The organism is Flavobacterium silvaticum, assembly GCF_012911565.1.
Classification (GTDB): domain Bacteria; phylum Bacteroidota; class Bacteroidia; order Flavobacteriales; family Flavobacteriaceae; genus Flavobacterium; species Flavobacterium silvaticum.
In genome coordinates this window covers 489,646-510,208 of sequence record NZ_JAAMPU010000108.1, presented here as the reverse complement: position 1 = coordinate 510,208, position 20,563 = coordinate 489,646, and the positions used below count along the sequence as shown (strand labels likewise).

Annotated in this window: 19 protein-coding genes and 1 tRNA gene; 6 read left to right on the top strand and 14 right to left on the bottom strand. The window is 44.2% G+C overall.

All coding sequences use genetic code 11. The features are described 5' to 3' along the window. Positions 1-109: 109 nt before the first annotated feature. Positions 110-961, bottom strand: a complete 852-nt coding sequence (locus G6047_RS16500; RefSeq protein ID WP_169528777.1) for a glycosyltransferase family 2 protein — start codon at positions 959-961, stop codon at positions 110-112. A 56-nt stretch (positions 962-1,017) separates the two neighbouring features. Here G6047_RS16500 and G6047_RS16495 point away from each other — a divergent pair, with 56 nt between their 5' ends. The 3 genes from G6047_RS16495 to G6047_RS16485 all read left to right on the top strand — a co-directional run bounded on the left by G6047_RS16495 (position 1,018) and on the right by G6047_RS16485 (position 4,141). Continuing rightward, entirely contained in the window at positions 1,018-1,989 is a 972-nt protein-coding gene (locus tag G6047_RS16495; protein WP_169528721.1) for a T9SS type A sorting domain-containing protein, read from the top strand. An 89-nt stretch (positions 1,990-2,078) separates the two neighbouring features. Further along, positions 2,079-3,035 carry a polysaccharide deacetylase family protein gene (locus G6047_RS16490; protein WP_169528720.1) on the top strand — a complete coding sequence of 319 codons (957 nt, stop codon included), beginning with the start codon at positions 2,079-2,081 and terminating at the stop codon, positions 3,033-3,035. Then, a complete protein-coding gene (locus tag G6047_RS16485; protein ID WP_169528719.1) occupies positions 3,032-4,141 on the top strand; it encodes a GNAT family N-acetyltransferase in 1,110 nt (369 codons plus the stop codon). The genes G6047_RS16490 and G6047_RS16485 overlap by 4 nt, the downstream gene beginning before the upstream one ends. Here the strand turns inward: G6047_RS16485 and G6047_RS16480 are convergent. The 4 genes from G6047_RS16480 to gcvP form a co-directional block, all read right to left on the bottom strand. Continuing rightward, positions 4,138-4,659, bottom strand: coding sequence for a class I SAM-dependent methyltransferase (locus G6047_RS16480; protein ID WP_169528718.1), 522 nt, complete (start codon positions 4,657-4,659; stop codon positions 4,138-4,140). The two genes, G6047_RS16485 and G6047_RS16480, sit on opposite strands and share 4 nt — an antisense overlap. Positions 4,660-4,821: 162 nt before the next feature. Beyond that, complete coding sequence (locus tag G6047_RS16475) at positions 4,822-5,880, bottom strand: 3-oxoacyl-ACP synthase III family protein (RefSeq protein WP_169528717.1); 1,059 nt, start codon at positions 5,878-5,880, stop codon at positions 4,822-4,824. A gap of 123 nt (positions 5,881-6,003) precedes the next feature. Next, positions 6,004-6,387 (bottom strand): group III truncated hemoglobin, encoded by a 384-nt coding sequence (locus tag G6047_RS16470; RefSeq protein WP_169528716.1) that lies wholly within the window; start codon positions 6,385-6,387, stop codon positions 6,004-6,006. A gap of 34 nt (positions 6,388-6,421) precedes the next feature. Then, complete coding sequence (gene gcvP / locus G6047_RS16465; RefSeq protein ID WP_169528715.1) at positions 6,422-9,271, bottom strand: aminomethyl-transferring glycine dehydrogenase; 2,850 nt, start codon at positions 9,269-9,271, stop codon at positions 6,422-6,424. A 148-nt stretch (positions 9,272-9,419) separates the two neighbouring features. Here gcvP and G6047_RS16460 point away from each other — a divergent pair, with 148 nt between their 5' ends. Further along, on the top strand, positions 9,420-10,238 hold the full coding sequence (locus tag G6047_RS16460; protein WP_211165469.1) for a UbiA prenyltransferase family protein: 819 nt from the start codon (positions 9,420-9,422) through the stop codon (positions 10,236-10,238). 53 nt (positions 10,239-10,291) lie between these two features. On the opposite strand, the gene G6047_RS16455 is transcribed toward G6047_RS16460, so the two are convergent. Continuing rightward, entirely contained in the window at positions 10,292-10,486 is a 195-nt protein-coding gene (locus tag G6047_RS16455) for a hypothetical protein (protein ID WP_169528714.1), read from the bottom strand. A gap of 191 nt (positions 10,487-10,677) precedes the next feature. Between G6047_RS16455 and G6047_RS16450 the strand changes: the two genes are divergently transcribed. Then, a complete protein-coding gene (locus tag G6047_RS16450) occupies positions 10,678-12,585 on the top strand; it encodes a zinc-dependent metalloprotease (protein ID WP_169528713.1) in 1,908 nt (635 codons plus the stop codon). 1 nt (position 12,586) lies between these two features. Here G6047_RS16450 and G6047_RS16445 read toward each other — a convergent pair whose 3' ends face one another. The 7 genes from G6047_RS16445 to G6047_RS16415 form a co-directional block, all read right to left on the bottom strand. Then, complete coding sequence (locus tag G6047_RS16445) at positions 12,587-13,348, bottom strand: LuxR C-terminal-related transcriptional regulator (RefSeq protein WP_169528712.1); 762 nt, start codon at positions 13,346-13,348, stop codon at positions 12,587-12,589. A 109-nt stretch (positions 13,349-13,457) separates the two neighbouring features. Next, on the bottom strand, positions 13,458-13,835 hold the full coding sequence (locus tag G6047_RS16440; protein ID WP_169528711.1) for a hypothetical protein: 378 nt from the start codon (positions 13,833-13,835) through the stop codon (positions 13,458-13,460). A gap of 11 nt (positions 13,836-13,846) precedes the next feature. Then, on the bottom strand, positions 13,847-14,200 hold the full coding sequence (locus G6047_RS16435; RefSeq protein ID WP_169528710.1) for a hypothetical protein: 354 nt from the start codon (positions 14,198-14,200) through the stop codon (positions 13,847-13,849). 51 nt (positions 14,201-14,251) lie between these two features. Next, positions 14,252-14,752 carry a GbsR/MarR family transcriptional regulator gene (locus G6047_RS16430; protein ID WP_169528709.1) on the bottom strand — a complete coding sequence of 167 codons (501 nt, stop codon included), beginning with the start codon at positions 14,750-14,752 and terminating at the stop codon, positions 14,252-14,254. 85 nt (positions 14,753-14,837) lie between these two features. Beyond that, on the bottom strand, positions 14,838-16,865 hold the full coding sequence (locus G6047_RS16425; protein WP_169528708.1) for a M3 family metallopeptidase: 2,028 nt from the start codon (positions 16,863-16,865) through the stop codon (positions 14,838-14,840). 191 nt (positions 16,866-17,056) lie between these two features. Beyond that, complete coding sequence (gene purE / locus G6047_RS16420; RefSeq protein ID WP_169528707.1) at positions 17,057-17,539, bottom strand: 5-(carboxyamino)imidazole ribonucleotide mutase; 483 nt, start codon at positions 17,537-17,539, stop codon at positions 17,057-17,059. A gap of 92 nt (positions 17,540-17,631) precedes the next feature. After that, entirely contained in the window at positions 17,632-18,786 is a 1,155-nt protein-coding gene (locus G6047_RS16415; protein WP_169528706.1) for a 5-(carboxyamino)imidazole ribonucleotide synthase, read from the bottom strand. A 392-nt stretch (positions 18,787-19,178) separates the two neighbouring features. On the opposite strand from G6047_RS16415, the gene G6047_RS16410 reads away from it, so the two are divergent. Continuing rightward, a tRNA-Leu gene (locus tag G6047_RS16410) sits at positions 19,179-19,260 on the top strand. A 43-nt stretch (positions 19,261-19,303) separates the two neighbouring features. On the opposite strand, the gene G6047_RS16405 is transcribed toward G6047_RS16410, so the two are convergent. Next, positions 19,304-20,527, bottom strand: coding sequence for an MFS transporter (locus G6047_RS16405; RefSeq protein ID WP_169528705.1), 1,224 nt, complete (start codon positions 20,525-20,527; stop codon positions 19,304-19,306). Positions 20,528-20,563 lie beyond the last annotated feature (36 nt).

The window sequence follows — 20,563 nt, the reverse complement described above, 5'->3', positions numbered from 1 at the left end:
TTTTGATCCAAGATTTGAGGTTACAGTTCAGACGCGTCTCGGGCTATGTATCAATGTTGTTGTTACAAAGCTTACCTTGAACGGGCGGGACGATAAAATACTCTATTCTTCAAAAAATTTTTTCCTTCATTTTTTCAAGGCGGTATTTCCGGATGAATTTGGCCTGTTCATTAGTAACAAGCATTTGTTTTTTCTCAGCTTTTGCCTTTAGGAAACCATTCAGGTAATCCAAAAATAGCAGCGGTTTCTTTTTCCGCATAGCCAATTTCGCCGACGCAATGGCCGTGATCCAGAATCCGTAACCCAAAGTGTAAAAAGCCTCGCCTTGTTTATACCGTGCGGCCTTGTCGTAATTCGCACCTGTCGGTTTGAGGTGTTTGACTTTGAGTTCGGGAAGCGTGATTACTTTCCAACCGTAGAATTTGCACAGCAGTTCATCTGCCGTATCCCAGCCCATCGCCGGTCGCAAGCCGCCAATCTGGTCGAAACATTGTTTGCGGTATGCCTTGAAAGCGCCGCGAATGTGGTCTTTGTCAGTCAGGTTTTCCAAAATCCATTCGCCGTTTTTTTCGATATAGGCAAAACCGCCGGCCATGCCAATCTTCTCGTCTGATTCAAAAACGACAATGATTTTTTCAAAATAATCAACGGGAAGAATCAAATCGGCGTCGAGTTTCACGATAATGTCGAAATCCTTATTTTCAAGTGCATCAAAACCCTTTTGAAAAGCCCGTATTACCTTGCTTCCGGGTAAATGCACGGCATCAGATGACGTATTGAGCAATTTTATCCAAGGATATCTTTGTGCGTAAGTGGCCGCGATTTGGGAAGTCGAATCGGTAGAATTGTCGTTTACAACAATAACTTCATGCGGTAAAACGGTTTGGCTTACAAGGGAGTCAATGGTCAACGGCAGGAATTGTTCCTCGTTATAGGCCGGGATAACGATACTGAATTTTATGTGATTCGAATTTGTCTCCAATCAGATGGAAAATTTTATATTTGAAAAAAAAGACAATGAAGCATAACTACCTTTTACTCATTTTGTTGCTCCCTTTTCTTGCCATGTCGCAGTTGACAAACAACCTGCTGGCAATTTACGACTTTAACGGAAACGTGGACGATGTAAGCGGACAAGGTTTCAATGCAACTCCATACAACGTCACATTCATAGATGACCGTTACGGAAATCCGGAATCGGCTGCCTATTTCAACGGAGTCGACAGCTATGTGGAATTGCCTAATGTAGATGCCTTAAAAACACCGTTGCCCGTTTCTTTCTCGTTCTGGATTCGCTATGATAGCGCCGATTATTTGAAGCAAGTGGTTTTCAATACTTCGTTTGAAGAAAATCGCGCGGCCGGTGTCTGGATGAATTCCACAAGTGCCGATGCCCATTATGCTGTCAATTTTGGAAACGGAACCTATAATTTTACAGAAGAGACACGACAGACCTTCGTAAGCAACAGCAGCGTACAGGTTGGTGAATGGCACCACGTGTGCGTCAGCGTAACTTCGGCTACCGAAATGCGCATCTGGTTTGACCGTGTCGATCTTGGCGGATATTATGCTGGATACGGAGGTGATTTAGTCTATTCGTTGAATCCGGGTTGCCTGGGCCGTCACGATCGCAATATGGATGGGCCAGCCGATTATTTCGAAGGTGCTTTGGATAATGTTTCCTATTTTGCAAGAACCTTTGTACAGTCAGATGTAGATGCTTTATATGACGATGCGCTATCTGTTAAGCAAAACAATGACCCTGTAGTGGCAATTTATCCGAATCCTGCATCGGACAAGCTTAATGTACGCTGGACTAATGCGGCTTCATCTGTGAGCTATAAAGTGTATAATGCCTTCGGAAGCATAACGATGTCCGGAAACATCGTTGGTGAAAAGTTGGACGTTTCTTCTTTGGCGACCGGAATTTACATGATCCAGCTTACAGATGGCACAAACGAAGTGACCCGCAGGATTGTCAAAAAATAACAGCCTTTATTTCTTAATCGTATATTTGTAAGACTCCGGTATTGCCGGAGTTTTTGATTATGGGTCTTGTCAGGAATTTTTTGTATCGCATGGCACCGCGCGGTTCTTTTCGCAAGCAATCGGTATTTCCTTATTATCATTTGATTACAGATGTAAAGCTTCCGCACATTTCACAGTTGTATCCTTACAAAGGAGATGCGGTTTTTCTTTCAGATCTTGAAATCCTGACCTCGAATTACCACCAACTCGAATTGAAAGACCTCGGAAATGACACATCGCCTGAAAATGGTTTTTTGCTGACTTTTGATGACGGGCTGCGAGAAATTTACACCCATGTCTATCCGGTACTCAAACAAAAAGGAATCAAGGCTGCGTTTTTTCTGAATCCGGATTTTGTAGATAACAATCAGGCGCTTTACAAACATGAAATCAGTGTGTTGCTCGATGATCTGGACAGACGGAAATTCCCATCGGATCTACTCAGGCAAATCGCCGATATCCTGGAATTTAAATTTTCTGATGCAACCGATTTCAGAACCAAAATACTCAAATTGCCTTATGCCAAACGCGGACTGTTGCCGCAGGCGTTGAAGATCGCCGATGTCGATATATCGGCATTTCTGAAAAATCAAAAGCCCTACATAACGACAGATGAAATCAGGGAGATGATTGCCGACGGATTCTATTTCGGCGGCCATACCATGTCACATCCGCCGTTGCAGCAGCTCAGTCTTGAAGAACAGAAAAAACAGATTATCGATTCAATCGAATGGGTCAAAAGTAATTTCGGGATTCCGTATTCGATTTTTGCGTTTCCGTTTTCAGATAAACCGGCTTCTGAAAAACTTGTAAAAAGTTTGCTTGATTATGATCCCGAAATCCTGATATTCGGGAATTCGGGGTTGAAAAAAGACATAAGCCCAAGAATTATCCAGCGTTTTTCCATAGAAGATCCAAGCCGTGAGATACAAAAAGTCATCGGGATGGAAAACCTCTACAAAGTGTTCAATAAAATAACCGGAAACTATAAAATCCGTCGTAAATGATCCGAATCCGTAAAGTCTATCGCCGCGAAATACCGGAAATCCTGAATGAAAAAGCTGTTTGGGACAATGAATTCCTGTCGGTGAGCCGTCATCGTTTATTGGCGCATTACCACAATCCCAATTGCGCCGATGACGACATTGTATTGCTTTTGGGTTATCAAAACGACGAACTTTTAGGTTACATGGGTGTGTTCACAGATTATGTGACCCTTGACGGAAACCATCAAAAAATCGGGTGGCTTTCGACCTGGTGGGTGCACCCGAAAACCAAGGGCAGCGGAATCGGGCGCGAAATCCTCAATACGATGTATGAAACGTTGGACGGCAAAATCGGGATTTCCCAGTTTACGCCAAGTGCCAAACGTGTCTATGATAAGTCCGGTTACTTCACAGATTTAAAGCAAAATCGTGGAATCAAGGCTGTTCTCAGGAGCAATCTTGTTTTTGTGATGCCGGCACTTTTTCCGTGGGCTTCGAAACTCAAAAGATTGTGGAGATTCAAGGATTTTGTCATCAATCTGTTTGTAGAGCCGAGGTTGTATTTCCAGAAAGCAGTTTTAAAAAATAAGTTGTCGTCCATAAAAATCGAATATCTGTCGGCTCCGGATTCAGAATGCATGCAATTGGTAAAGGCACTCGGGCAGCATCATCTGTCTCAAAAGACAGCCGATTTCTTTGCCTGGATGAAAGCCTATCCGTGGGTTCAGGAAGCACCGTTGCTGTATTTGACGAATGCACGCGATTACGAATTTTCCATGTACGACAGCAGCTTTGCCATTTATATGATGAAAGTTGTGAAGGCCGGAAAGTGCATTGGTTTTGTCGTGTTGCAGAAACGGGCCAAAGTGAGCAAATTGTTGTTCGCCTATTATGAAAAGAAAGATGCCGCAATTATCGCAGACATCGTAAAACTGCATGCCATTGAAACCGGAGTGCGCGAGATCATTACCTATGATGAACCCATGGTGGCCGAATTCAAAAAGTCATTCGTATTCCTGTACCGAACCAAAAAAGTCAAGGATTCGATCATCTCAAAATCGTTCGGGAAGACGGATTTTTCGGATACATATATGAATTTCGGCGATGGTGACTGTAGTTTCGCTTAGATTCTTTCGGCATAGATGATATAGTATCTGTTGGTGAATTTTCGCAGCAACGGACGCAGGCCGAAACTCTTGACCGGATTCGTCCATTTTTGGCTGTCGACGATTTTCCATCCGGTTTTTTCCAACAGCCAGTCGAGTTGCCAGTCTTCGAATTCGTGGTAATGACGGTCCCATATGTCGGTTTTGCTACGATAGGCCGGTGAAAACCACAGCCGCATTGGAATCGAGATAAAGATTTTGTCCGATTTTATATGCTGAAGTACCGTGAACGGATTGAGCAGGTGTTCGAATATTTCAAATGCCGTGACTACATCATAACCCGCTTTTTCCAGTTCGGATTGATCGAAATCGAGGTCTTCGCCAGTCGTGTTGCGGACGTCGAAACCTTCTTTTTTCATGATGGTGGAAAACGGATTTTCTACACCAAGGTCAAGGATTTTCTCGGTTCCGGAAGTGTGTTTTTTGAGGAATTCCAGCGTGAGGCGAAAGCGCTTGTCTGGATAGACATTTTCGTACATGTATCGTGATTAGCCCGGATGGAAGCGAAAACCCCGCAGCAATTACGACTTGGTTTTTTTAGTTATGTGGGGCGACCAACGGAAGCCATGACATAACTTTTAAAAACCTGGCGGAATTGTGAGGAGTTGCAGCAAACAGCCGGATTGGCTCCAAATTAAAAATCAATATCTGTAGACGAAAGCGTTGATGTTCATGCCCGCGCCGACTGACGCAAATATAAGTACATCGCCCGGACTAATTTCGTGGTTCGGAACTTTTCCTTTTACGAGCAAATCGTAAAGTGTAGGAACTGTGGCGACGCTTGAATTCCCGAGTTTGTGGATGCTCATGGGCATGGTAAGTCCTGGTGGTTCCTGATCGTATAATTTATAGAAGCGATGGATGATGGCTTCGTCCATTTTTTCGTTGGCCTGATGGATAAGGATTTTTTTGACGTCCTTGATGTCGATGCCGCTTTTATCGAGACAGCTTTTCATGGCTGCCGGAACTTTGCTCAGGGCGAATTCATAAATCTTTCGGCCGTGCATTTTGATGTAGCGTACATCTGGATCGAGTTCTTTGTTATTTGAATTTCCGAAGAATAAATAATAGGCTTCGTCGTACGTATAACTTGCACTTTCGTGTGATAGCAATCCGTGGTCGTCGCCATTGGCTTCCACGATTGTGGCTCCGGCTCCGTCACTGTAAATCATGGAATCGCGATCGTGTACGTCGACAACCCTTGAAAGCGTTTCTGCCCCGATGACCAGACAGCGTTTTGCCATGCCGGATTTGATGAAGGCGTTGGCCTGCAGCATACCTTCGATCCAGCCCGGACAACCAAAAAGGATATCGTAGGCCACACAACCCGGGTTTTGGATCCTCAGGCTATTCTTGACACGGGTAGCAAGGCTAGGCAGGATGTCAGATTGGATGGCGCCTGCTTTTACGTTCCCGAAATTATGGGCAAGAATGATATAGTCGATGGTTTCGCGGTCGATTCCGGCGTCTTCGATGGCTTTTTCGGCGGCAAAATAGGCAATGTCGCTGGTAAGCAAATCGTCTTCCACATAGCGTCTTTCCTCAATTCCGGTAATATCTTTGAATTTGCGGATTACGGTTTCACCGGCTACTCCAAGCGGAGTTCCGTCCTCGTTTAAAAAAGCATGGTTACTGAAGTCGGCGTTTTTCATTGTCACTCCGGGTACGTAGCTTCCGGAGCCGATAATCCTGATATTCATTCGGTAGTATTACTGGTAAATTGCATCTAAGGTAAATATAATAACGCCCAAAAGCCGGATAATATATGCGTGCATAGTATTTTTACGAATATCTGATTTTTTTACTTCTGAATTTACGGATTCTTAATTTTGGGTTAAAAAATTATCGAGTTTCAATTGCATGACTTGCGAAATCGATAGCGCCCGCGTCTTTATTTTTTCGGAATTTTCGCCCGAATAATGTAGGTCAATTACCTTAAAAAGCGTGTCCAACCATATTTTGAAGTGATGTTGCTCCAAACGGATTGCATTGTGGAGGTGACGATGAATTTCCAGCACATTCGTTTTGTAATTCCCGCTGCCAAAAATTACCTGTTCCCAGAATGAAACAATAATTGGCAGATGTTTATCGATATCGAGTTTGGCGATAGCTATGAAAATGTGATGCATCTCAGCATCGAGAAGCAGTTCCTTGTAGAAATTGCCGAATAAAATTCTAAGGTCGTCCGTGTTCCTGATGTCGGTCATAAAAAAATCCCGGCCAATTGACCGGGATAAATTATCAAGATTCCATATACGCTTCGATTGGTGCGCAGGAACAAACCAGGTTCCGGTCTCCATACGCATCATCTACACGACGAACGGATGGCCAGAATTTATTCTCTGAAATATACTCCAGCGGATAAGCCGCTTTTTCACGCGAATACGGCATGTTCCAGTCATCTGAAGTCAGCATGGCCAACGTGTGAGGCGCATTTTTGAGCACGTTGTTCTTATTGTCGGCAGATGCTTCGTCGATTTCTTTTCTGATTGAAATCATCGCATCGCAAAAACGATCGAGTTCTTCGAGGTTTTCGCTTTCGGTCGGTTCAACCATCAGTGTTCCGGCTACCGGAAAAGAAACGGTAGGAGCGTGGAAACCGTAATCCATAAGGCGTTTGGCAATATCGGTTACTTCGATTCCATTTTCCTTGAACGGACGGCATTCCAAAATCATTTCGTGAGCTGCACGGCCCATTTCACCGGTGTAAAGCGTATCGAAATGACCTGCCAGTCTTTCCTTGATATAGTTGGCGTTGAGGATGGCATTTTCGGTAGACGAACGAAGCCCTTCAGCTCCAAGCATCGTAATATAAGCATACGAAATCAGGCAAACCAAAGCTGATCCGTAAGGTGCAGATGAGATTCCGGCCACATCATTTGTGGAAGCTGTCGGGATAATAGGGTTCGATGGTAAGAATGGAACCAAATGTCCGGCAACGCAAATCGGGCCAACTCCGGGGCCGCCGCCGCCGTGAGGAATCGCGAAAGTTTTGTGCAGGTTCAGGTGACACACGTCAGCTCCGATTGTAGCAGGATTCGTCAATCCGACCTGGGCGTTCATATTCGCACCGTCCATGTAAACTTGTCCGCCGTTTTCGTGGATCAGTTTGGTGACTTCGATGATGGTGGCTTCGTATACACCGTGAGTCGACGGATAAGTAACCATCAAGCAAGACAAGTCGTCCTTGTGTTCGATGGCTTTTGCTCTTAAATCCTCAACATCGATATTTCCGTTTTCGAGGGTTTTGGTGACTACGATGTGCATTCCGGCAAGTGCCGCAGACGCAGGGTTCGTTCCGTGAGCCGATGCCGGAATCAGACACACATTTCTATGTCCGTTACCTTGTGAAATATGATACGCGCGAATCGCCATTAAGCCTGCATATTCGCCTTGAGCACCTGAATTCGGTTGCAAAGAAGTACCGGCAAAACCGGTGATGACATTGAGTTGTTGCTCCAGTTTTTTGAGCATGGTCGTATAGCCTTCAACCTGATCGAGTGGGGCAAAAGGGTGAATATTGTTCCAGTTGGCCATGGAAAGTGGAAGCATTTCAGCGGCCGCATTAAGCTTCATGGTACACGAACCGAGCGAAATCATCGAATGGTTCAATGCCAGGTCTTTGCGTTCGAGCATTTTGATATAGCGCATCAAAGCCGTTTCGCTATGGTATTTATTGAACACATCGTAATTGAGGAAATCCGATGTGCGTTCGAGGTTTTTAGGATAATGTATGTCTGAAGAAAGTGCATTTATTTTATCGGCAGATTTTCCGACGGCTTCGGCAAAAACAGCAAGGATTGCATTCAAATCATTGACAGATGTCGTTTCGTTGAATGAAATACTGATGGTTTCGGCATCGATATAATTAAAGTTGATTTCTTTCGATTCCGCAATCGGACGGACTTTTGATGTATCGGCCTTGACCACGATCGTATCAAAGAAATTCGAATTCGTCTGATACACCCCGATTTTATTAAGTGCATTCGCAGCCGTAACGGCAGAAGCATGGACTTTATCTGCAATATAACCCAAACCTTTCGGCCCGTGATATACGGCATACATTCCTGCCATGACGGCCAATAAAACCTGAGCGGTACAAATGTTCGAAGTCGCTTTTTCGCGTTTGATGTGTTGCTCGCGTGTCTGCAAAGCCATACGAAGCGCTCGGTTTCCGTTGACATCTACGGTAACGCCAATGATTCTTCCAGGCATGCTTCTCTTGTATTCTTCTTTCGTAGCGAAGAAACCGGCATGAGGCCCGCCGTAACCCATTGGGATTCCGAAACGTTGGGTAGTTCCGACGACTACGTCGGCACCCATTTCACCCGGAGGCGTCAGTTTGACAAGGCTTAAAATGTCGGCAGCTACGGCAACTTTTATCTCGTGCTGTTTGGCTTTTGAGATGAATCCGGCGTAGTCGAAAACTTCCCCATATTTACCCGGGTATTGAAGCATCGCCCCAAAATATTCCGGGGTCATTTCAAACGATTCGTGATTTCCGGTAACCAATTCTATCCCGATTGGAGTGGCACGTGTCTCAAGAATCGCTAATGTTTGCGGCAAAATTTCTTCAGAAACGAAGAATTTATTTACGTTGTTCTTTTTCTGGTCGCGCGAACGCACATCGAAAAGCAGCGACATGGCTTCGGCGGCGGCTGTACCTTCGTCAAGTAAGGATGCATTGGCGATTTCCATTCCGGTAAGTTCAATTACTGTAGTCTGGAAATTTAATAATGCTTCGAGTCGGCCTTGGGCAATCTCAGCCTGATATGGTGTATAAGCCGTGTACCAGCCCGGATTTTCAAAAATGTTCCTTTGGATGGCAGCCGGAACAATGTTCGGGTGATAGCCGAGTCCAATGTATGATGTAAAGACTTTGTTCTTGTTCCCGAGCGCGCGAATGTGGTTCAGGTATTCGTATTCGGTGAGTGCAGGTTCGAGGTCGAGTTCTGCTTTCAGCCTTATATCATCAGGCAATGTTTCGTAGATAAGCTGTTCCATCGAATCCACGCCGATAGTTTTGAGCATATGGGTAACGTCTTGTTCGCGAGGTCCAATGTGGCGTAAGGCAAAAGCGTCTGTCTTCATAAATTGCGATAAAAGTTGTGTAGTTTTTCGTGCGACAAAAGTACATCAATACTATTAAAAATAATCAGTGTTTTAACATGGATTTTATGTGAATTTTTCAACCGAATCCGTACCTTATCAACAACTTTTATGAACTTCGCAATCGCCTATGCTCAAGCGGATTTTAGATTTTTATATAGAAGGCAGCATCCATGTGGCGCTTTCTGTTTTTGCGTTAATCCAGGTGAGTTCCATCAGGCTTGGGATTCCGTTTGATTTTGCGGTTTCGGGATTTGGCTTTTTTGGAACTATCGTGGGTTATAATTTTGTCAAATACGATGCGATTGCGAGGCAGGGAAAGCCAGTGCGTGATGTAAAGATGAACGTTTTTATTGCCCTCAGTGTTATCAGTTTTATAGCCGCTTCTGGTTTTTTCCTAATGCTCGAGTGGCTTACAAAAGTGATTTCAGTCGCCGTTTTGCTGGTCACGGCTTTGTACACGCTTCCGTTTTTTCCAAACAAAAAGACCGCCCGCGACTGGGCCGGGCTTAAAATTTACTTTGTGGCGCTCTGCTGGGTAGGCGTTACCGTTGTTTTGCCTGTTTTGAACAAGGGTTTTCCGCTGACCATAGACTTTTACATAAGCAGCCTGCAACGATTCATTTTGGTTATTGTGTTGTTGTTCGTTTTTGAGATCATAGACATGCAATGGGACGATCCGCATCTAAAAACGGTTCCGCAAGAAATAGGCGTTCTGAATACCAAAATTCTTGGTGTCGTTTTGATTTCGATGAATCTCGCACTCGAATTATTAAAGACCATGAGAAAGCCGGAATTGATTGTAGTCAATATTGTTTTTGGAATATTCATCTGCATCTTTCTCTTGCAGGCCAATCAAAAAAGGTCCCGGTATTACACTACTTTTTGGGTAGAAGGCATCACCGTGGTTTGGTGGTTTGCCTTGGATTGGGTTTCAAAAAATACCTAAGAATAGGGATTGTATTTTAAACTGTAAGTATTGAAATTGCAGAAAAACTAAAACTAAATCTTCCGGCAATCCCTTATGCTGAATTTTCCAGATATATTATTGGCAACCGTGCTGATTGCGGGTGGTTTGGCAGGTTTGCTCAGCTTAAAAGCATTGACCATTGGTTTTTTAAGGCGCAGGAGAATCATTGCTTTTTTGTGTTTATGCATAGTCTTTTCACTCTCCATATTGTTTTTACTCCAGCTCATACTCGATGAATTTGTCTTGGAAATTCCACAAAAGCTGTTTATCCTGTTTTCTGCCTGCCTGTGTTTTTTAGCGACCTATTTATTCGCATTGGGCTTCCTTATTTTCGTTCGGGATTTTCGTCGCGTAAAAATTTAAAAGTGCGTTTGTATATTCGATGGAATCATTCATATTTGCGAATTATTCCAAGTCTATGAAGTCACTACTATCCTTATTTTCAGTCTTGTTTTCGGCTGCGTCGTTTTCGCAGTTTTCTTGTGGTACGTCGCCTGAAAGTTTTTCTTCGGAATTGGCGCGTCGCGAACGTATTTCCAATCTGGCACCTTTGTTCCAGGCAAGGGAAATGGCCGGAAACAATCTGTATTCCATTCCAATCAAGCCGCATTTGTTTTCAAACAACGATGGTTCGAATGGTGTCAGTTTTACCCAACTCAATGACGCTTTAGCAGAACTCAACCGACGTTTCGCCCAGATTGGTGTGGTGTTTTATTTTTCAGGTACCGAATTCGAGCAGACAGCCAGCAGCGATTTCAATGCCGGGACACAGGATGAAGAAATCGAAGACGGTTTTTACGAGCAGTTCGGTGCCACGAATGCGATCAATTTATATATCGCCCAGACTGTACTTGTAGGTGGAAGCGGAGTCGGCGGATATTCGTTCCTGAATCCGCAATGGCAGCAATACAACAGGGTCTGGGTGGTTACCGGACAACTTAATGACAATAAGACCACGCCACATGAATTCGGTCATTATTTCGGGCTTCCGCATACGTTCAATAATTCCGATAGCAATATCATAACGCAACGCGAATTGGTCACGCGCAGTTTCAGTGAAATCTTGCCAAGAAAGAACGCCAACTGCGGCAACGCCGGTGATTTTATCTGCGATACCGAATCAGATCCGTTCAACGTAAGCCCTTCTGCAGCCAACTGTATTTACACAGGTTCAGAAACAGATGCCAATGGTGATTTATTCCATCCGCAGAACAACAATTACATGGATTATCGCTGGTGTCCGCCTTATGCCTATACGACAGGCCAATACAACCGCATGACAGAAGGAGCCATGTTGGTCACGAATGCCAACGATTTTACACTTGACGCGCCTGAAACTGCACAGGATGCGCCCCAACAGCCTGTCGTTTCAAATGAGGATTATTCCATATTGGTTTCGTGGACAGATGTGTCCGATGTGGAAACCGGTTTTATCATTGAAAGAGCCGAAAATCCTTCGGGGCCATTTATTCCTATTGGCGGTGTCGAGGCGAATGCCGTGGTGTATCACGATGTAGATGGCGTTGCGGGAGTGACCTATTTCTATCGGATAAAGCCTTCCAATTCCGCTGCGAATTATTCCGGAGTTTCTTCGGGAATAGTAGCTCCGGGTTGCGGGAATCTCAATGGGCAAACCTGTTCGCTTGTCGTAAATCCTTCGGAAGCGGCCTGGAACATCAACAGATTCATCCTTACGCGTGATGGAGTTGAGCTCATAGATAACGGCCCTAGCGGTTGTTCAGAAAATGGCATCGGGAATTTCTATGCGGATGTTTTTGCCGACATCCTTCCCGGCGATCAACTCGATTTCAATGCGAGGTCAACTACAGGGCCGGGAAATACCGGATTCAATGTGATTGGAAGATTGTGGGTAGATTGGAATCAGAATTCAATTTTTGAAGAAACGGAATTGCTGGAAGACGCGAGTTCCTTTGCTCAGGTATCAGGCAGTTTTATGGTTCCCGAAGATATTTCAGAAGGGAGTTACCGCCTTCGTGTAGGGCTATCTGCCGGAAGCTATCTGGAGCCTTGCGGTGTCGACTTTGGGGAATTGGAAGATTACAGGCTGGTTTATGCGCCTCTTGCTGTTGGGCAACCTGTTTCTCAATTCGGTATTTCGGTCTTTCCGAATCCGACGCGGCATCTGTTGGAAATCAAATCGTCCGATACCTTGAAAAACATTACGGTTTTTGACGCTTCGGGAAAAAAAGTCCTCGATTTGAACGGACAGAAGACTATTGATGTCAATTCGCTTGAAGTGGGTTTTTATATGCTTCGGGCGACTTCGGACAATGGAACTTCTGTCGCAAAATTCATAAAAGAATAAGCTAGATAAGTCCTTCTGAAATTACCTTCATAGCCAAATCCAAAGTGCTTTTAGTGCCAGATTTGCTAAGAATGTTCTTTCGGTGCGAATCAACCGTGTGGCGACTGATATTAAGGGCCTGGGCAATTTCAGAAGTTTGGTTCCCTCTTAAAATATACCCGATGATTTCTTTTTCACGGGCCGTAAAAAGTTCGGCGCTTTGTTCAAAAATCTCTTTGGGTTTTACATCTATGTAAGAAGGTTCGCCTTCCAATCCCAAAAATGAAAGAACCGATTTTTTGCTGTCTTTTAAATGGCTGATATCGGTGTGGACGCCAAGTGTCAGCAATAAATTCCCATCGTCGTCACATTTTAATGCAATGGCTTGTTGCAGTATGCGGATGTAGGTTCCATCGGCTTTTTTGATCCGGTAATCATAACTCATTTTGTACCGAAGCTTTTGTTCAGGCGAAAGTGTGCCCAGGAATTCAACTACAGTTGCTTCGTGATTGAGGAACGTCGGATGGTCGTCCTCGTGTATCAGCGACATCAAAAACGGAATGTCGACCATAGACGAAGGAAAACCCAATATATCTTCAATTTCCGGACTGATGAAAACCATTTGGGGTAGACGCCAATCAATGAAGTAATAATAGAACCGTCCTACATGGAATAATTCAAGGATTTTTTTATAGACGCTTATGTCGACGCGGGCAGCTTCCGGCAAGTCGCTCATGACGCTTTTCCAGACGGTTTGTGCCTGGGAAAAAAGGGAAGGTTTCATAGGTGGTGGTGTTGGGCAAATGTAATTAAATCTTGACTGCTCATTTGGCATAACAGACTAAAATAAAGGCCATCTCGCTAAAGATGGCCCGTTTTTAAAGGTTTTTCATTCAATTTCCACTATGTAATGCGCCAGTTTCACGGGCTTTGCGTTTGCCCCTGAAAAAGAAATACAGATTGAGGAATAACATAACCCCGAGATATATTGAGAAGCCGCCAATTTTATAACTCAACGCCTCGACCAGTTCGCGGTTGCTGTTGTTGTACAGGTTGATTTCAAGAATCATCAGTGCAAACCCGACATTCAACAGGTAAAAGCCGGTTTCAAAAAGATTGTTCGTCGCAAAGGCTATTTCCTGACGGCCTTTAAAAATATCTAGCATATAAATCTTGCTGTTTTTGAACAACGTGCGTGACACATAAAATGTCAGAAGAATTGCGATTGGAAGATAGATGGCATAGCCGAGAAGGATTTTTGAAGTTTCCATGAGAAAAGGTTTTATAATGAATTAAGGATTTTATCGGTGTGGTGTGTGATGACGTAAATATTGATGTAGTGGAGTATCGAGATGATACTGATGATCATTGCCGATTTCAAAGCGACGGTTTCAATCAAATCCGGTAGTGTCTGGAGCGTATCCCACTGAACCAATGTTATCAGGCAGTATCCTATGTTAAGCAGATAATATCCGGCAAGCAAAATTTTGTTGACGCGGATGCATAAATCTTCATGTCCCGGAATCAATTGGGCCACAAATACATTCCCGTTCTTATAGCAAATGTGCCCGACCCAAAGAATGATGAAAGCTGTAATGACGAGGTACAAAAAGTAACCTATTAGATTATAGTCCATGATTATGTATTTTGTAATTTCAGAAAATATTGAAACTTCAGGATAAAAAAATTACTTTATAAATTTGATCATCAATTGAGTGAGCCAGTTGTCTTTGTATTCCGTGATCCGATCGAGGACATTGTCTGCTTTGAGCACAAAATCATACAATTTTTTGGTTTGTTCAGAAAAGTGCTTTTCTTCGGCAGAATCACCTTCCACAACAGATACTTCTTTCAAGACTTTGAGCGCCGGCTTGATTTCCCTGCGACTGCGTTCCCGCGATATTTTTACGGCAAGTTCGTCCAGGTCTTTTTCGGCAGTAAAAAACTCGCGTCTTTCACCAGCTTTGTATTCCTTGTAGACAATTCCCCAATCCATCAAAGCACGTAAATTCATGCTGGCATTTCCGCGTGAAATATGAAGTTCTTCCATAATGTCTTCCATGCTGATGGGTTCATGCGAAACCATCAACAGCGCATGTATTTGAGCCATCGTTTTGTTGATGCCCCATTGTGACCCTAAGGCGCCCCAGGTTTGGATAAACTTTTTTCGTGCCGGTTTCAATTCCATAGTCCAAATGTATGCAATGTTTTTAAACTTTCAAAAAATATTGAAAGATAATTTTACCAACTGAAGAAAATCAATTGGATTATAATTAAATCAATCCCGCACGTTTGAGAAGTGCGTCTACTTTGGGTTCTTTGCCGCGGAATCGTTTGTATAATTCCATCGGATGTTCGGTTCCGCCTTTGGATAGAATATTTTCTTTGAATTTCCGGGCGACTTCCTCATTGAAAATCCCGAGTTCCTGAAAGTATTCGAACGCATCGGCATCGAGCACTTCCGCCCATTTGTAGCTGTAATAGCCAGATGAATACCCGCCTTGGAAAATATGGGAGAATGAGGTACTCATGGCATTTTCGGCTACATCCGGATACAATTTGGTCGTGGCGAATTGTTCGTTTTCGAAGGCTTTCAAATTTGTAATTCCAGTCGGATCCTGACCGTGCCAGCCCATGTCGAGTAACCCGAAACTCAATTGGCGCAAGGTAGCCATACCTTCCTGGAAACTTGCACTGTCCTTAATCTTCTGGATGTATTCCTGTGGGATCAATTCACCGGTTTCATAATGATGCGCAAACAAGGCCAACGCTTCAGGCTCATAACACCAGTTCTCGAAAATCTGGCTCGGCAGTTCCACAAAATCCCAGTAAACGCTGGTTCCCGACAAATCCGGATACGTTGTGTTAGCCAACATTCCGTGAAGTGCGTGTCCGAATTCATGGAATAAGGTCGTCACCTCATTAAAAGTGAGCAACGATGGTTTCGTCGCCGTGGGTTTGGTGAAATTACAGACGATGGAAATATGCGGACGCTCGTTGTTTTGGCCAACGATATATTGGGATTTGTACGATGTCATCCAGGCACCGTTGCGTTTGCCTTTTCTCGGGAAGAAATCGGCGTAGAAAACAGCGACAAAATTTCCGTTCAGGTCTTTGACTTCGTAAGTAGTGACATCTGAATGATAGGTATCGATATCAAAAACCTGCTCAAACGTAAGCCCGAACAATTTTCCGGCAATCGTGAATGCGCCGTTCAAAACATTTTCTAGTTTGAAATACGGCTTTAGTTTTTCATCGTCGAGATCGAACAATTGCTGTTTCAATTTTTCGGAATAATAAGCGCCGTCCCATTTCTGAAGCTCGTCGATTCCATCTTTTTCCTTTGCGAAATTTGACAATTGCTTGAATTCTCGTTCAGCGGCCGGACGTGCTTTTTCGAGTAATTCGGACAGGAACGATTTTACTTTATCCGGACTTTCGGCCATACGTTCTTCCAGAACAAAATGGGCGTGGGATGCATAACCCAATAATTTCGCCCGTTCAAAACGCAGCTTTGCGAGTTGCAGAACAATTTCCTGATTATCGTGTTCGTTGCCCTGGAACGCTTTTTTGCCGGACGCGATCGAAAGCTCTTTTCTCAATTCCCGGTTATCGGCGTAAGTCAAAAACGGTATCGAGCTCGGATAATCAAGCGTGAATATCCAGCCTTCTTTTTCGTGTGATTTGGCCAGTTCGGCGGCTGCCTCGATTGTTCCTTCCGGCAATCCGGAAAGATTGTTTTTGTCCGTGATGTGAAGTTGGTATGCATGCGTTTCGTGCAGCACATTTTCTCCAAATTCGAGGCTCAATTTAGAAAGTTCCATGTCTATGGCACGGAGTTTTTCCTTTTTATCATCAGGCAGATTTGCGCCGTTTCGTGAAAAGCTTTTGTATTTCCTGTCGAGCAAAGTCGCTTGTTCGGCAGATAATTCGAGGTTCGATTTGTTGTCGTAAACAAATTTCACGCGGGCAAACAATCTCTCGTTGAGCCGGACATCGTTCCCGAATTCACTCAGCAAAGGCGAAACTTCCTGGGCGATTTTCTGGATCTCGTCATTCGTTTCGGCGGAATGCAGGTTAAAGAAGATATTTGAAACCCGATCCAATGTATCTCCGCTGAACGACAACGCTTCAATAGTGTTTTCAAATGTCGGTGCGCCCGGATTCGAGATGATTGCGTCAATTTCTTTGCGTGCTTTTTCGATGCCTTCGAGGAATGCAGGCAGGAAATCTTCGGTTTTTATTTGTGAAAAGGGTGCGGTATCGTGGGATGTGGTAAATTTTGTGGTAAGAATGTTCATTTGAATTAACAATTAATAATTAACAATGATGGGAGCCGGGAACCTGCTGCCCGCTATTAGCTGCCTCATGCTGGCGGGTTTCGCAACGCAAACCAGTAGCTTCCGTTGGTCGCTCTGGTTTGCGAACTCAACCAGCGCCACCCTTTCAACAGGCTAACCGCTCGCATCAGGGCTAGGCCACGGATCCGAACTTACTTCTTTACATTTTCAGAAGCTTTAAGTACCGCTTCTTTTAAAGATTTTTTATAATCGACTATTTTTTGCAAAACCGCTGCATTCGAACTTCCGATGATCTGGGCCGCAAGAATTCCCGCATTTTTAGCGCCGTTCAAAGCAACTGTCGCAACCGGAACGCCGCCCGGCATCTGCAGAATAGACAAAACGCTGTCCCAGCCATCTATCGAATTGCTCGATTTCACCGGAACGCCAATTACAGGAAGCGGAGACATGGATGCGACCATTCCGGGTAAATGTGCCGCTCCGCCAGCTCCGGCAATTACTACCGAAATTCCGCGCGTGTGTGCATTCTGGCTGAAATTGAACAGCTTTTCAGGCGTGCGGTGAGCTGAAACAATATCTACTTCGGTCTCAATCCCGAACTCTTTTAAGATGTCAATGGCGTCCTGCATGACCGGAAGATCGGAGGCTGAGCCCATGATTATGGCGACTTTCATATGTTTAATTTGAAAATTTGAAAATTTGAAAATTTGGAAATTTCCATGATGTGTATGTCATTTTCAAATTTCCAAATTATCCGATTTTCGAATTATTGACTAATTACTTTGATGGTATTCTTAACTTGTTCTGCAATGTTACGGGCTTCATACATATCTTCATTCACAATGGTCACATGTCCCATTTTGCGGAACGGCCGCGTTTGTTTCTTGCCGTAAATATGTGGAGTTACTCCGGGAATTTCGAGTATTTTTTCAATGTTTTCATATTTGACATTTCCTGAAAAACCTTCGGCCCCAACCAAATTCACCATGACTCCGGCGACCTTGCTTCCGGTTTTTCCGAGCGGTAAATCCAGTATTGCCCTAAGATGGTTTTCGAATTGGGAGGTGTAACTGGCTTCGATGGAATAATGACCTGAATTGTGCGGACGTGGTGCGACTTCATTCACAAGGATTTCGTCATCGTTTGTCTGGAACATTTCAACGGCAAGCAATCCTACGTGGTCGAATTTTTTGGATACTTCGATGGCGATGCTGCGTGCTTTTTCTGCAACGGCTGCATCGATGCGTGCCGGACAAATTACATATTCCACCTGGTTGGCTTCGGGATGGAATTCCATCTCTACGACCGGATAGGTTTTCATTTCGCCCGAAACAGAACGTGCAACGATTACGGCAAGTTCGTTTTTGAACGGGATCATTTCTTCGGCTATGCACTCGGTTTCGGGCAGGTTTTCCAGATCGTCTATGGTACGAACGACCTTTACGCCGTTTCCGTCATATCCGAATTCAGCACTTTTCCACACAAAAGGGTATGTCATCTGGCCAGAGCGCAGTGTCGAGATCAATTCGCTGATTCCCGTAAAACGCTTGTATGGCGCGGTCGGGATGTTGTGTCTGCTGTAAAAATCTTTCTGGAACCCTTTATTCTGGATTTGCTTCAGCGTTTTGGAAGACGGATATACTTTTATGCCTTCAGATTCGAGCTGTTCCAAAGCCTGGACATTTACAAGTTCAATCTCGAACGTAAGCACGTCGACCTTTTTTCCAAAGTTATAAACGGTTTCAAAGTCCATGAGACTGCCCTGGAAAAACTTGTTGCAGGCCAAAGCACCTGGGGCATCGTCAGCCGGATCGAGCACATAGGTCTGGATGTCGAATTTGCGGGTTTCAGAAAGCAACATCTTACCGAGTTGCCCGCCGCCAAGGATGCCAAGTTTGAAATTGGAGGAGAAAAAATTCATGTGGCAAAGATAAGGAAGTCATGTGTCGGATATGAAATCCGGTACGCTGAATTTGGAAGAATGTTTCTTGAAGCAGTTTGATATTTTAACTTTTCAGGCAGACCCGAGCAAAGCGAATTGTACGAAGTAATTTTATGTACCGGTCATATTTGGACAAAGACTATCTTGCTGCTGGGGAGGGGCTAATGGGTTTCCCTATAAAATCCTGAAAAAATACAGATACATTTTTTATGTAATAAATGTTAAGGTTTTAATCGGCATTTGTTGATGAATGACGGATTAAATTTTCATATGATATTTTTTCCAACATATTACAAAAATGGTTCAATGCAAAATCTTTTGTCATTCGTCTTTCATCTTCCATCTTTTTCCATATTTTTGCCGTCCTGAATGCCCAGGTGGCGAAATTGGTAGACGCACTACGTTCAGGTCGTAGCGCCTTCGGGTGTGCTGGTTCGAGTCCAGTTCTGGGTACTTATAAAACGCAATTGCTGTAAAGTGGTTGCGTTTTTTATTACTAGCGGATCGATTTGACATTCTTCACAATCAGCGCGATTAAAATCCCGAACAATGCCACAAACGCAAACGAGATACGCAAGCTTGAATGCTGGGCTATAAGTCCAATAAGTGGCGGGCCTGTCAAAAATCCGAGGAAACTGACACTTGTAACGATAGTCAGTGCAAGACTGGCAGGAACATCCGGCCGGCTGCCGGCGATGCTGAAAATGATCGGGAAAATGGTGGAAACGCCAAGTCCGACGAACATAAACGATAAGGTCGATGGAACAATATACGGAAATATTACGGCGCACATCAACCCAATGGATACTGCAATTCCGCTGACAATCAGTATGGGTCGCCGTCCAAAACGAAGTACAAGCCAATCGCTTAAAAACCGTCCGGTGGTCATGGTAATCATAAAAGCCGTATAACCTAACGTGGCAAGCGCCCCTTTTTCGCCAATGATCTCACGAAAGTAAACACCGCTCCAATCATACATGATTCCTTCGCTCGTCCGGCAACATAAGGCAATGACACCGAGCCATATCAACAGGCTGCTTACACCACTCCAGAATGCAGGTTGGGGTTCGGTAGGTTTGGGCTTTTTGACTTTGACGAGGAATTTTTTATTGGTCAGGATCAGTAGGGTCAGTATGCCGAGAACTATTGCAAAATGAAAACCGGGCGTCCATTTAAAAACGTTTGAAATCATTCCGCACAAGGCACCGAAAAAGCCGGCAAGACTCCATGAGCCATGAAACGAGCCCATTATGGGTTTTGAAAAAAGACCTTCGGCATACACGCCCTGGGTGTTCACGGCAATGTTGCAGAAATTCCCCGAAAGCCCGAAAAAGAAAAGTGCCAGCGCCAATTGCCACGGATGTTGTGCCAGCCCCAGGAATAAAAGGGAGATTCCATAAGTGAATAAAGTTACAGGCAGCATTTTGTCGCTTCCGATTTTAGTGACGCTTTTACCTGAAAATGGCAAAGCGACCAATTGCCCAACCGGAATGGCAAAAAGTATAAGCCCGAGTCCGGATTCGTCCAACCCCATGATTTGCTTGATGTCCGGAATCCGGCTGGCCCACGAAGCGAATGTAAACCCCATTCCAAAATAAAATAAGGAAACCGCAATCCGTATTCGCGTCAAATACGATTTGCGAAGGTTGTGATATGATTTTTTGTATCTGGGACGCGAGATGATCTTATCCCAAAAATTGCTGTAATCGAGTAAAGGCATAGGTTTAAAGTTAGTAAAACGAAATTTGTTTTGACA

Coding starts and splice junctions, on each gene's coding strand:
- G6047_RS16495 (WP_169528721.1), top strand. CDS start 1,018: ATGAAGCATAACTACCTTTTACTCATTTTGTTGCTCCCTTTTCTTGCC.
- G6047_RS16490 (WP_169528720.1), top strand. CDS start 2,079: ATGGCACCGCGCGGTTCTTTTCGCAAGCAATCGGTATTTCCTTATTAT.
- G6047_RS16485 (WP_169528719.1), top strand. CDS start 3,032: ATGATCCGAATCCGTAAAGTCTATCGCCGCGAAATACCGGAAATCCTG.
- G6047_RS16480 (WP_169528718.1), bottom strand. CDS start 4,659: ATGTACGAAAATGTCTATCCAGACAAGCGCTTTCGCCTCACGCTGGAA.
- G6047_RS16475 (WP_169528717.1), bottom strand. CDS start 5,880: ATGAATATCAGGATTATCGGCTCCGGAAGCTACGTACCCGGAGTGACA.
- G6047_RS16470 (WP_169528716.1), bottom strand. CDS start 6,387: ATGACCGACATCAGGAACACGGACGACCTTAGAATTTTATTCGGCAAT.
- gcvP (WP_169528715.1), bottom strand. CDS start 9,271: ATGAAGACAGACGCTTTTGCCTTACGCCACATTGGACCTCGCGAACAA.
- G6047_RS16460 (WP_211165469.1), top strand. CDS start 9,420: ATGCTCAAGCGGATTTTAGATTTTTATATAGAAGGCAGCATCCATGTG.
- G6047_RS16455 (WP_169528714.1), bottom strand. CDS start 10,486: ATGAGCTGGAGTAAAAACAATATGGAGAGTGAAAAGACTATGCATAAA.
- G6047_RS16450 (WP_169528713.1), top strand. CDS start 10,678: ATGAAGTCACTACTATCCTTATTTTCAGTCTTGTTTTCGGCTGCGTCG.
- G6047_RS16445 (WP_169528712.1), bottom strand. CDS start 13,348: ATGAAACCTTCCCTTTTTTCCCAGGCACAAACCGTCTGGAAAAGCGTC.
- G6047_RS16440 (WP_169528711.1), bottom strand. CDS start 13,835: ATGGAAACTTCAAAAATCCTTCTCGGCTATGCCATCTATCTTCCAATC.
- G6047_RS16435 (WP_169528710.1), bottom strand. CDS start 14,200: ATGGACTATAATCTAATAGGTTACTTTTTGTACCTCGTCATTACAGCT.
- G6047_RS16430 (WP_169528709.1), bottom strand. CDS start 14,752: ATGGAATTGAAACCGGCACGAAAAAAGTTTATCCAAACCTGGGGCGCC.
- G6047_RS16425 (WP_169528708.1), bottom strand. CDS start 16,865: ATGAACATTCTTACCACAAAATTTACCACATCCCACGATACCGCACCC.
- purE (WP_169528707.1), bottom strand. CDS start 17,539: ATGAAAGTCGCCATAATCATGGGCTCAGCCTCCGATCTTCCGGTCATG.
- G6047_RS16415 (WP_169528706.1), bottom strand. CDS start 18,786: ATGAATTTTTTCTCCTCCAATTTCAAACTTGGCATCCTTGGCGGCGGG.
- G6047_RS16405 (WP_169528705.1), bottom strand. CDS start 20,527: ATGCCTTTACTCGATTACAGCAATTTTTGGGATAAGATCATCTCGCGT.